The 13449-nt window shown below is 55.3% G+C and carries 6 protein-coding genes; 5 read left to right on the forward strand and 1 reads right to left on the reverse strand.

Features of this window, described 5'->3' with window-relative positions:
* Window positions 1-26: 26 nt before the first annotated feature.
* From NB063_RS20010 to NB063_RS20025, 4 genes are all read left to right on the forward strand, one after another.
* Window positions 27-2552 (forward strand): glycosyl hydrolase family 95 catalytic domain-containing protein, encoded by a 2526-nt coding sequence (locus NB063_RS20010; protein ID WP_250930538.1) that lies wholly within the window; start codon window positions 27-29, stop codon window positions 2550-2552.
* 224 nt (window positions 2553-2776) lie between these two features.
* On the forward strand, window positions 2777-4648 hold the full coding sequence (locus NB063_RS20015) for a c-type cytochrome domain-containing protein (protein ID WP_250930539.1): 1872 nt from the start codon (window positions 2777-2779) through the stop codon (window positions 4646-4648).
* 62 nt (window positions 4649-4710) lie between these two features.
* Complete coding sequence (locus NB063_RS20020; protein WP_250930540.1) at window positions 4711-5916, forward strand: hypothetical protein; 1206 nt, start codon at window positions 4711-4713, stop codon at window positions 5914-5916.
* A gap of 3 nt (window positions 5917-5919) precedes the next feature.
* A complete protein-coding gene (locus NB063_RS20025; protein ID WP_250930541.1) occupies window positions 5920-9393 on the forward strand; it encodes a caspase family protein in 3474 nt (1157 codons plus the stop codon).
* Window positions 9394-9432: 39 nt separating this feature from the next.
* Here the strand turns inward: NB063_RS20025 and NB063_RS20030 are convergent, their stop codons facing one another.
* Entirely contained in the window at window positions 9433-10821 is a 1389-nt protein-coding gene (locus tag NB063_RS20030; protein ID WP_250930542.1) for an AAA family ATPase, read from the reverse strand.
* Between the two features lie 435 nt (window positions 10822-11256).
* Here NB063_RS20030 and NB063_RS20035 point away from each other — a divergent pair, with 435 nt between their 5' ends.
* Window positions 11257-13446, forward strand: a complete 2190-nt coding sequence (locus tag NB063_RS20035; RefSeq protein WP_250930543.1) for a CHASE domain-containing protein — start codon at window positions 11257-11259, stop codon at window positions 13444-13446.
* Window positions 13447-13449 lie beyond the last annotated feature (3 nt).

The following is a 13449-nucleotide window of genomic DNA, read 5'->3' on the forward strand; positions in this document are numbered from 1 at the left end:
CTACAGATTCTGGGGAATTTGCGTTCATGTTGTCAAAGTTGAAATGGAGTTCATTGGTTCCTGGTTTCTCTTTCGTGAGCATCGTGATGCCGATCGTCGCGTGCATTGGAGTCTCAGCCGGGGAAACAACCGCGGTCGAGAGCATTCAAGTTGCGGGATTGGACGTCACACTTCCTGAGCGGGGCAGTTGGAGTGAGCAACCCGCTAAGAAATGGCAAGACGCGTTCGTAACCGGCAACGGCACCCTTGGCGCGATGGTGTTCGGTAATCCCGCCAATGAACGAATCGTTCTTAATCACGAACGGCTCTACGAACCTCTGTTGGACACGCCCTGCCCCGTGCCCGATATCGCGTCGGCACTTCCCGAAGTGCGTCGTCTCATGCGAGAGGGAAAATACGCAGAGGCGTACGCGCATTCTTACCAAGCCGCTCTCGATAAGGGGTTTCCCGGAATTCAATGGACCGATCCGTATCATCCCGCCTGTGCGTTAACGATCGACCAAAGTGCAAACGTCGATGGTCACGTTTCATCAATTCGCACGGTTGATTTCCGCTCGGGTGAAGTCGGCGTTCATTGGAAATCCGCAGGCAAATTTTTCGAGCGACACACATTCGTATCTCGGCCCGATGGCGTAATCGTGATGCGAATTGTCGGGGGAGATGGCGAGCGGGTGAGTGGGCACATTCGTTTGGTGAATCAGGACTCCCGGCCAAAGTCCAAGCGTACCGACCAAAAAGGCGGTGGGTATCACGATCCTCAAATTGCGGCCGATGACGAATGGTGTACCTATCACTGCAAATACGAACGATCGCCGCGAGGCTATATGGTCGCCGCCCGTGTCGTCCCTGTTCATGGAAACTGTGTGGCAGACGGCACGTCCATCGAATTTGATGCCGAAGAGTTGATTTTGTTGATCGGCATTGAGTCCGTCGAGATCGATGACGGTTCCGATGAGTCGATGGATCAGTTGCAGCATCGTCTTTCAAAGATCGATGCCGATTACAACGCGTTGCTCGAACGGCACGCCGCGGTTCATCGCGAAATGTTCGACCGTGTTGAGTTCCGATTGGCGGAATCGCAATCGAAGGAAATGAGCAACGAAGCCATCATCGAGCTTCAGAAGCAAACTGCCAACGAAAGTATGCAGCCCGCTCTGCTCGAAAAAATGTTCGACATGGGGCGGTACACTTTGATCTGCTCCTCCGGTGAATGGCCGCCCAATTTAATGGGGGTCTGGAACGGTGATTGGCGACCGGAATGGTCGGGAGACTTCACCCTCGATGCAAACGTCAATTTGCAAATCTCTGGTGCTAATCTGGGGGCCCTTCCTGAAGCGATCGCTAGCTACGATCGGCTGGTCATGGGAGTCGTTGACGATTGGCGGACCAACGCCAAAAAGCTGTTCGGGTGCCGGGGGATTCTTGCGGGCACTCGGACCGATGGGCGACACAACCTGCATACGCATTTCTCGCCCACCTTTCCCGGACATCTTTGGCTCTCGGGAGCCCAGTGGATGTTGTTGCCGATGGTCGAGCACTACGAAACAACCGGCGACGAGGTCTATTTGAAGGAACGGTTGCTGCCGTTAATGAAAGAGGTCGCACTATTCTACGAAGACTATTTGACAGAACGTGACGAAATCGGTGACCGCATGTTTGTGCCATCCTATTCACCGGAGAATCATCCGGGAAACAGCAAGTCGCCGGCGGCGATCAATGCGGCGATGGATATCGCGTGTTGCAAGGAAGTTTTGACGCAGTTGATTGCATTCAAAGATATCGGCGAGTTGTCGGACAACGAAATCCAACGCTACACGAGCCTGCTCGAAGAAATGCCCGACTATTTGATCAACGAAGATGGAGCGTTGAAGGAGTGGGCGCATCCCGATCTAGAAGACAACTACGACCATCGTCACGTCTCGCATCTTTATCCGGTTTGGCCTGGGCACGAAATCGATCCCGATGACACTCCCGAGTTGTTCGCTGCCGCAACCGAAGCGGCACGTCGTCGTGGTCGTGGGAACGGTTCGGCTCACGGTCTTGCCCACATGGCCTTGATCGGGGCACGACTCAAGGACGCGGATCTCGTCGAAGGCAATTTGCGGTTCATGTTGTCACGAGGCTACCTGTCGCCGAGCCTGTTCACGTATCACAACCCGGGGCGGATCTACAACGCCGACATGCTGCACAGTTTGCCCGCCGTCGTGATAGAGATGCTCGTCCACTCCAAGCCTGCGACTCAATCACAAAACGGTGTAATCGAGCTGATTCCGGCTTTAAAAGAAACGCCGGCATTGGCGGTCGGAGAAATCCGCGGTGTTCGTTGCCGAAATCAAACGACGGTCGAATCACTCAACTGGGATCTGCCGCGATCGAATCTCCAGCTGAAATTGGTTTCGCCCGTCCGCCAGGTGCTCGATATACGCGTCCGCCGTGGCATCGAGTCGGTGACAACGAGTGAAGGGAAACCGGTTGAAGTGGAGGGGGACGGTCGGTTTTCGGTGCGTTTGACGCCGAATCAGGCGGTAGAATTGTCGCTGCGTCTACGCTGAACTTTTGCGGAAAATTGCTTGTTGGCCGGTCGATTTAACCTAGACTAGAAGGCCCCTTGTTTGGGGGTGAGTTGCTCCAGAGGCACGCCTTTTCAAGAATATTTGCCCCCCCGCGAGATTTTTTGTCCGGTCGAGGGGACAGTTCCCCATATATCCTGAGAGTAGGCCCGGTCGAGCGAGCAAACTCCTCGTTTTCGTGAATTGCTGTCAAAACATCGACGACCATGAATCCAATATTGAGCTGTCTTCTACGCCGTAGCACACTGCGACCTGTATGGGCCGCACTGCTGACGATCACTTCGGTGGCCCCTATTGGCTGGGCTCAAGAAGGTAGCGAATACGCCACTTCGTCATCGAACGCGGAGAAATCCGCGGCTCCCGCCGAGCGGTCCTATTCCGCCGCCAAGCCACTCGATTCGGCAGAACTCGCCAAAGCGGCGTTAGACATCCTGCGTCAGAATTGCCATCGCTGCCACGGCGTGGAATACAAGATCGAAAAGATGAACGTGCTCGATCGCGAGACGTTGGTCGGGCATGTGCGTCCGGACGCCGAAGGGGATCGCGATATCTATGTTGTACCGGGGGATGCGGAAGCGTCGTTGTTGTGGAACGTGATCGAAGACGAGCACATGCCTCCGAAGAAACCGCTCGGGGACAGCGACAAGCAAGTGATTCGTCAGTGGATTGATGCCGGGGCACCCTGGGAAACAGACCTGACACGCGAATTCATTGGCGATGTCGATGTCTTAAAGCAGATCGCACGGCACCTGTTCGACATCCGCAAAGACGAACGCAAATTTCAGCGTTACCTGACGCTTACGCACATTCACAACAATCGATCGTTTACCGAGCGAGACTTGCGGATCTATCGTGCCGCGTTATCCAAAGCGGTCAACAGCATGTCGGATCAAGCGACGATTAAACCGCCGACACCGATTGATGATGTCAAAACGATTTACAACATTGATCTGCGTCACTACGGGTGGCAAGAGTTTGGTACTTGGGAAGCGGTGCTCGAGAGGTACCCGTTTGGTCTCAAGCCACAGTCGAGTATCGAGGCGCTTGAGATCTATGAGAAGATTGAAGAACTGTACGGTTCAGCGAATTTTGACGGCATCACTTCCATCCGCGCGGATTGGTTTGTCGCCAACGCGACCCGCCCGCCTCTGTATCACATCCTGACTGGCATCCCTGAGAAACTTTCGGATTTGCTCGATCGAGTGGGTGTCGATGTCGAAAAAAACTTTCGACTGAACACTTCCCGCCGAGCAGGCTTGTTCGAGAGTGGGGTTTCGGGACAAAACCGATTGATCGAATACCATTCGTCGACCAACGGGACGTTTTGGATCAGCTATGACTTCGATCGTAACGCCGGTCGTGGCAATTTGGCTCGATTCCCGTTGGGGCCCAAATTCGAGAACAACGAGTTCGACAACGAAGCTTTTGAACACGCCGGTGGCGAAATTATTTTCAATCTACCCAACGGATTGCACGCTTACATGTTGGTCGACGGCAAAGGCAATCGGATCAACGAAGGGCCTGTGAACATCGTCTGGGATTCGCTGAACATTTCCGGCAGCCCGCTGATCGTAAACGGACTTTCCTGCATCAGTTGCCATAAACATGGCATGCTCGATTTTACCGACTTTGTCCGCGACGGAACTGCCGTGCAAAACCCGCAGGCTCGACGAAAAGTGCACGAATTGTTTCCTCCGCAGAATGAACTCGATCTAGCTCGTGAGTCAACCAAGCAAAATTATTTGCAACGTTTGTGGCGTGCTGTCGCTGGGGAATTAGAGCTGTCACCCAATCAACGTGACGCCTTGCTCGATTATGAAGAACCAATCAGTCGTGTTACTCAGCTCTACGCAAAAAATTTGAATCTCGAAGCCGCCGCCTGCGAACTCGGTTTTGAAGACAAAGACCTGCTTCGCAATCAGGTGTTTTCGGGACGCCTCGTGGAACTCGGTCTGGGGCCATTGGCCCTCGACGGCGGCACCATCAAACGTGCTTTTTGGGACTCCGCGGAGACATCGTCTTCGGTATTCCAGGAAGCCGCCAGTTCACTGCGGATCGGTACGCCGATCTCCAACTAGCACACTGCTTGATTCGCACTCAACCCAACGCACTTACAACGCCAACGATAAGGAACCTGACGATGATCTCACGACGATCACGATTACCTGCCATCGCATGCACGCTCGTCTTGAGTGTCATGAGTTTTCTCGTCACGACTCCGTCTCAGGCCGCTACGCTCGATGATGCGATCGTAAGCCTCGCCGAGAATATTTCGGAGTACCTTGAGGAAAAGGGGCAACGACAAATCATGCTGGGGACGTTTGACGGGCCAGGTGCCGCAACGGCGGGCCGAGCCATTCGTGCGTCTCTCAAAGAAGAATTGTCGAAGAAGGATACTCAGGTCGTACCTCTCGGAGCGAGTTGGACGGTGCGCGGTGCGTTTAGTTTTGAACAAACCGGTTCCGCCGCGATCGTTTTGATCAAAGCAAACCTGTTCGATAAATCTGGCAAAGAGATCTCGGGTTTTCGTGAGAAGGTCAAGGTCGAAGAGGTGCGAAGCATCGAAGACATCAGCCGACTGCTCGGGCTGACGGTCGATTTGGACAAAGAACAAGACGCCGTCGCCCAAGCTGCATCGAGCACCACGGCCAGCAAGAGTGACACCGCGAAACAACTGATCAGCAAACAAGCCGACGTCACTGACAAGTTGGTCTCCAGTGTCACCGAACCTGTCTTTGCATTTCGCAGTGGCGATAGGACCGTGGTGTCTCCTGATTCGAACAGCAAGTTTCGCGTCGAGATCCTCGTTAAATCTGCAGGGGCCAGCGATTTCGCACCGTTGCCGATCGAGAATACAGGCGGGTTTCCATTTGCCCCGCTGCAAGCCAATGACGTTTATCGAGTGCGTCTCTACAACGATGCCGATCACGCGGTCGGTGTGAAGTTGTCGGTTGATGGAATTAATTCCTTCTGTCTGTCCGACGACGAGGGCCTACGAAGCCGTGGGACGTGGTTCTTTCCGGCTAAGAGTGTGGGGGTGATTTCGGGATGGTACGTCACACCAACGTTGCTCAAAGAATTCGTGGTCACCGCCAATAACGAATCACTCGGATTGCCACCGGGATCGGACATCGGAACCGTGACGGCGCAGTTCTTTCACGCTTGGACGGAAAACGAACAACCGCCAGCGGTCGAGTTGTTGGCCAAGAACAAGGGACAACTACGTACCGGCATCGGTCGCGATATCACCCGCCAAGCTAGTTCGCAACGGTGTTTTTTCGGCGAAACGCTGCTCTCTTCGGTGAGTATCCGCTACAGCAATCCCGACGACCTGCCTGTTGAGTGAGTCATGAACCGACAGATCAAACGACGCCGACACGCGAAGTGCGTCTGTCACCTTTTGATGGCGTTTTCGCTGTTGGGCTTGATGATCCATCAGGCGGGGCGAACGCAAGCTCAAACGACCCCGCCGCGGGTTGTGCTCAACACCGGCGGCCCCGCAGGGCAGATTCGACAATTGCGTTTCTCGTCCGACTCGCAGCGACTATATGCGGCGGGTCTCGACAAGAGCGTTCACGTTTATGAAGTCGGTTGGAATCGCGGCGACGGCGGGCCACCTGAATTGAAACAGGTCTCGCCGATGTACTGGGAACAGGCGCGTGGCGATCGTGGCAGCATCTATTCTTTGGCCCTGAATTCGCGTCAGAGAGAAATGGTTCTCGGCGGGGTCGGCGCCCGTCAACAAACCGGGGACATCGCGCTGTTCGATCTCGGCCGAGGGCTCGTGGCGGGGTGTCTGCCGTCGCCGGAGCAGCGGACCACGGCGGCCGCTGCGAAACGAATCGGGACCGAAGGCCATCTCTATGCGGTGATGTCGCTCGATTACTCTCCCGATGGCAATCGGATCGTTTCTCGCGATGAACGTGGCGGGCTCGTTCTCTGGCAACGCGGGCCGCAGGGGGGATTCGATGTCACGGTTCTGCGTCCGCCCAACCCTCAAGCCTCACGGTTTGCACCGCTTGCGATTTTTACCAGCGATCAAAACGTCGTGTATTCAAGGCAAGATCCCGACGGCCAAGTGCGGCTGATCAGCCGATCGCTGCGTACGGGCAACGAGGCCCCGTTTACCGAAAGCTATCACGGCCGGGTGGCTGCGTTGACACGTGACCATCGACACGTGTTCTGGGCGTCGGCTGACGGATTGGGAAGGGTTTATCTCTCCGACGTTCGCGATCCAGCCAATCGTCACGTGATCCGCGCGTCGCTACCACATGTCACCGCAATTGCGATGGGTGATAACGCATTGGCGGTGCTCAGCAACGAGTTCAGTGACGGACGCGCCGGTAACGTGGTTGTGGAGTTGTTCGATCTGGCGACAAGACGGCGAGTGGATGCGGCCACCGTGTCAACAACTGAGTACTCGCGCGCACTGGCAATTTCACCCGACGGTCGATTTCTCGCGGTGTCGAAGGAAGACCCTCGCTCGATTTTGGTCTTTCCACTTACTGACACCCAGGATCGGCCGCTCGCCAGACCGTTGAGCGAGCAGCCGCCACTGGTTGCACGGGCGAATACGCAGCCCACAAACCAATTAGCCTTATCACCCGATGGCAGGCTGCTCGGATTCGGCAGGGATCCAGGATCAATATTCTCGTCGCTGGATTTGGCTCTGGGAGAAATTCGTAGCGACCAACCGCCGAGCAACGACTGGATGTTTCCGGTCACGCAGTCCCAGGGGTGGCAGGTCACGCGGGTGAATCGGCCGACCACGCAGCTACGCTTGGTTGATCCGACAGGAAAACCATGGTTGATCGATCTCAACCCGACGTTCCAGGGCACGTATTTTAGTCATTGTTTCTTGTTCACACCTGCCAGCAGTGAGCCGGTGGGCATCGCGATCGGCACCGAGCACGTCAACGGGATTTTTGTTTATCGATTCAGCGGCAACACGCCGGCGAGTTCTGATGCTTTTGCGCCTCCCATGGTGCGATGGTATCGCGATCATACCGGCACGATCACATCGTTGATTGCGAGCCCCGATGGCCGAACTCTGTTCAGCGGATCGCAAGACAATACGATCAAATTGTGGCGTTTGGGCGGAGTGTTCTCCGGTGCAGGTGCAGGTGAATTTGAGCAGGCGTCGTTCTGGGGTTGCGATTTCGAGATTATCAACGGCAACGTGGTGGTTCGCCGAGTAGATCCCGAAGGGATCGCGTTTGCGCGTTCTCTCCGCGAAGGCGATCGGATCACACGAATTCAAGGTTACGACCGACGAGATCTGGCGACGATTCTCGATGCCCAGGCCGGGACTGCGTCGGCCGAGGAGATTCGCAGGGTGCTGGGGCAAGTCTCCGTGCTCAGGCAGAATTTGATCTATGCCGACTCGACGCGGCCAAATGGGCAAAACGAGACGAAGCGTTTCATCATCCGTCCGTCTTGGGAGCCGTTCCTTACCGCGTTTGCAAATGAAAACGATCAATGGGCGATCTGGCATCCGAGTGGATTTTTCAACGCGTCGGCGGCCGAAGGGGGAGGATTATTTGAATGGATGATCCTTCGGGGTGCCGATCGTCCGCCGCGAATGGTCGAGGGCGGTTTCTTAGCGAAGGAGTTTGAACGACCCGAAACGATTTTGAAATTGATCTCAGGAGTTAACATCGCCGACGCGGTCGCTGGCGAACCACCGATCGCCGGAAGGCTCGCCGGTGTGATCGATTCCACGCCGGAGGTGACGATCCTGTCGCCTGAAATCGGCCAAGGCCTCTCGGGAGGGCAGCCCAATGTCATCACAGCACATGTCGATTTTGGGACCGGAAACCCAGCCAACTATGACGTCCGAGCGAACATTGACGCCGTGCGTTTACCGGATCCCGAAATCGAGGCACTCCCCAACAACCAATTTCAGTACACATGGACCGTGAACGTTTCGGGGCGGCTCAACCAGATCCAAGTCATTGCGAAAGAGCGAGGTGGGGCGTTGGCGAGTTTGTACGCGTCGGACGTCGCCTACCGACGTGGGGAGACTGACCGGGAGACACCGTATCGGTTGCACGTGCTCTCGTTGGCTTCTGAAGATTACAGCGGCCCATTGGCAAATCATCGCAACGGATTCGGCCGGTTGGAGTTCCCAATCGATGATGTGGACGCGATCGTCAAAACGCTGCGTGACAAACAATTGGCTGGATTGGGACGTTATCAATTGGGCAACATTCGCGAACTGCGGGATGACCAGATCACGCAGGAATCTGTTGCCAACGAGATTCGTCGACTCAATGATCAGTTGCGTGCGAAAGGCGAGCGGCACATTCTGATCGTGTATCTTTCTGGGCACGGCACCACCATTGACGGGGAATATCACTACGTGACCACAACGAGTCGGTCGGCCGATCCGGTGGAGTTGCGACGCGGTTCGTTGCCCTGGTCACTGCTCGATGGTGCCGGCGAATCAGGGACAGGTGTGATTTATATGATTGATACCTGTCACAGTGGATCGGCGGTTGATGCCAAGAGCAGCATTCGCGATCCGCTGCAAAGTGGCGGGGTGGTGATCGCGGCGGCGAGTGGTCGCGAATCGGCGAAAGAGCTCGCGCCGCTAGAGCATGGTTGTTTCACGTTTTCGGTGCTCGCCGCACTCGACGGAGATGCCGATGGTGTGGGGAACCAAAAGGGAGACGGGGCCAATGGTATCGTTGATCTGGAAGAGCTCGTGTCGTTTGTTCGTGATTATGTCGGGCAGTTGACCGCTGGAGAACAAAAGCCGACCGTGACGCCTCTGCGGCTGTCCGATACGTTGCGGCTCGAGCTTGTTCGGACGGCGAAGTGAACGCCATCGATCGACGGGCACACAGAAGGTGACTTGCCGTTAGGCGACTCCGAAGCCCAGCAGCCGTTTGGTCAACGCACCGCCGTGAGTGGTCATGTCGCGTATGGCGGCTTGGAAATCAGGATCGGTCAAATGGGAGGGCTCACCCGATTGATCCGATCGAATGATCGCGAATTGGCTCGCTCGTCGCACGAGTTCACGTAAGAATGCGGGTGTGGTGTCATTGCTAGATCGAATCCAATGAGACAGGTCGACGTGCGCGAGAGTTTGGTCCCCGGCGAATAGTTGCAGCAACCGTTCACGGCAATGGGCGTCAGGCAGCGGGAATTCGATTGCTTGATCGACTCGGCCCGGGCGATCGACGAGCGCCGATTCGATTTGTTCGGGGCGGTTGGTGGTGAGTAAGAACATGACTTGATCTTGCCTCTCCAACCCATCCATTTGGTTCATCAATTCATGCAGCACACTGCCGTAGGGATTCGTTTCGCGGTGCGATGCGATTAGATCGACGTCATCAAGAATCAGCAGTGACGGACGCAGCATCTTGGCGATCTTGACGGTCTGTTCGAGGTGGATGAGTTGTTGGCCAGTCAGTAAGAATTTAGTCACGTCGGGAAGGTGTCCGATCAGCCAACGCGAGACGAGCGTCTTGCCGGTGCCAGGCGGTCCGTGGAGCAACAGCCCGCGACTCCCCGACTGACCCATTTCAACAAGTCGTTCGGAGATGTTGAAAAAATCCACCGTGCTGCGACGCAGCAATTCCATCGTTTCGGAGGGCAGGATGATGTCGGTTTCGTTAATCCGGTCGATCTCATGAAATTCGAGGCTGAGATTGACGTCGCCATAATCGTAGTCCTGAGCCTTTGAGAGACTCAGCACTTGCCCGCGATAGCAACTGTACTGGCTCGAAAGCCGCGTTACCTGTTCGAGGACTTCTTGCGTGAGCGACTCGTCGGCGCCTGCCACCATGAGGTGCCGCGGTTCGTTCCAGACCAAAAATCCCTGATCGCGATATCGCAAGAAATAGATCGCGGCGATGGGGACGCGAATGCGTTTACGCGGAGCGATTTGAACCATTTGGTAGCGGATCGCTTGAGGGGCCATTTTGCCTTCACGGATCGCATCAAACACTAACACCCGTTCTGGGATGCCGAGGCGACGGATCAACCGGGAATCGGGTTGCTCGTCCCAATGCTCCATCGCCCGATGGAAATTGGGCAGGTCGATGACCAGCATCTCGGTCTGGATCAAAGTCACGTCGTCGAGCCGGTGGCCGAGAATCCTGCGGGCTTGTTTGCGAAACAGCCAGCCTTTGAGGTGAGAGGCGCACGTCCCGGCGATCAATCCGAGAATGACAATGCCGAGGATTGAAAAGAATACGAATACGATCACCTCATCACCAGTCAGCGCGATCAGCATAGAAATCATGATTACGGAGATCCTGCGTGCGAAGTTGTTGGATCTTCACACTCTAACGGATCTCCCCGCCCGTACGTGAGCAATGCACGGTGAAACCCTGATCGAAGGGGGCATGACCGGGTTCGGAAGGCTTCCGCGAGTTTGGTGTTGCGGCGGCGATGGTGGAAACGAGAGCGTTGTCGGTGCCTGATCCATGGCATTTCGTAAACGTGTTCTCCAAAACCCCCTGCCGTCCCGGCTACGCTCCGCAAAGATTCGTTCCGTCCCGAATCGGTGTCGCCCACGATCAAAGTTGCCAACCCCGTCATGCCCACTTGCAAGCAGTTTTCCTACAATCGGATCGCGGTGTGATACGATCTGGGCGAAGGCCGAGGTTTCGTATTCCTATCAATCGAGGATAACGAGGACGCCTTTTCGAAGTTTTTTTGCAGCGTTGGACGAAATATGATCAAACGAGTCGACCAATCGAACGTGCGCGAGCGACTGCGTCGTCGTGGCACGTTTCAATGGTTTCATGCACTCACAGTCGTGCTGTCGATTGGATTGACGCTGTTCGCCTGGGACTATTCGCGTAAGCAGTTGCAATCAAAGATTCAGATTCAATTCGACCGTGAAGCGGAACGGATCGTCGGGCTCGTAACGGAGCGGATGCAGAAATACGAAGAGGCGTTGTTGGCGGCGTCGGCGTTTTTAGAAGTAGACGAACGTGAAATTACGCGAGATCGATGGCGGCACTACGTCGACCAGATTGAGATTCGAGAAAGGTACCCCGGCATCAACGGGCTCGGTGTCGTCCTCACAGTTCCACGACAAAACCGTGACGAATTCATCGCCAAACAGCAATTGGGCCATCCTGATTTTCGGATCTATCCCGAACACGACCAGCCGATGCTGTGGCCGATCACCCAAGTCGTACCAGAGCGACCCAACGCGGCGGCGCTCGGTTTGGACATGGCGCATGAAACAAATCGACGTGAAGCGGCGGAGAAGGCACGCGATAGCGGATTGAGCCAAGTGACTGGTCCCATCGTCTTGGTTCAAGATACCCAGCGGACGCCAGGATTTCTGTTTTTTACCCCGTTTTACGATATCGATTTTTCGACGGAAATGAGCCTCGCGAGCGAGACCGTGAGGCGGGCGCGGTTCGAAGGGTTGGTCTACGCACCGTTTTTGGTGCGAAACCTGATGCGGGGGACGATGGAGAGGCAAAAACGTTCGCTCGGATTGCGGATCATTGATGGCGGTGACGTTCTTTTCGATGAACACGTCGAATCGCAATCGGGGTTTGATCCTGAGCCGTTGCTGAAGAAAGAGTTGACCGTGCCCATGTATGGTCGACTGTGGACTTTTGATCTTTGGTCCGATCTGTCATTTCGCAAAAACGCATCGTCGTCTCAACCGCAAACCATCTTGTGGGCGGGTCTGCTGATCGATTCTTTGCTGATCGGGATGTTCCTGTCGATTTCGCGCGCCAGTCGTAAGGCGTTGAAAATGGCTGATGAAATGACGCAGGATTTGCAAAGCGTTTCTTTGGCAACCCAAGCCAACCGAATCGGGATTTGGGATTTCGATCCGATCACAGGGAAATTGGAATGGGATGACGCCATGTTCGATCTTTATGGTTGCAGCCGCGACGATTTCAGCGGTGCGTACGATGCATGGCAAAACTGCGTCCATCCCGATGATCGCGAGGCGTCCAATCAAGCCGTCCAGCGTGCTCTCCAAGGTGAGCGGTCGCTCGATATTTTGTTTCGTGTGATTCATCCCGATGGGACGGTGCGTTATCTCGGTGGCCAGGGGGTCGTGTTTCGCAACGACGATGGTGAGGCGATCCGCATGCTCGGTGCCAATACCGACCTGACCGAGCAGATGAAGATGCTCGATGAACGCAAGCAGCACCTTCGGGAAATCGCGCGAGCCAACGTGGAATTGAAACGCAGTAATGACGAGCTCGCGCAATTCGCCTACGTCGCCTCGCACGACCTGCAGGCGCCGTTGAGGCGAATCGTTTCATTGTCGCAGTTGCTCAAAGATGAATTAGGCGAATCGCTTTCAGAGGACGCCATCCTTTTCATGAGCCAGATCGAATCGAGTGCGTTGAGCATGCGAGATTTGATTCTCGACTTGCTGAGCTACTCCCAAATCGAATCCGAGAAACGAACCTTGGTTCGCTGTGACGTGAAGGCCTTGATCGATTCTGCGATCGAGAATCTGTCCGAACTGATCGCCGAATGCGACGGTGTGGTGAACTGCGACGATGTGCCTGATATCAATGCCGATCCGCATCAACTGATCCAGCTCTTTCAAAACCTGATCGGGAACTCGTTAAAATATCGAGGCGACAAGCCACCGCTGGTTCGTGTCTCCGGTGTGGCGCGGCCCGATGCTACGGAATACATCGTTGCCGATAACGGGATTGGGATCGCGCCAGAGCATCGCAAACGGGTGTTTGGCGTGTTCAAACGTTTACATGCCGAGTCAACCTACCATGGAAACGGAATCGGCTTGGCGATATGCAAAAGGATTGTGGATCGTTTGGGAGGTAGTATTTGGATCGCTGATTCGGAACTCGGTGGCACCGCCTTCCACATTTCAGTACCTAATGTAGACTTCGACTCGCAAGAAATTCGATGAAGC

The organism is Aporhodopirellula aestuarii (genome assembly GCF_023701485.1).
GTDB classification, from domain to species: Bacteria; Planctomycetota; Planctomycetia; order Pirellulales; family Pirellulaceae; genus Rhodopirellula; species Rhodopirellula aestuarii.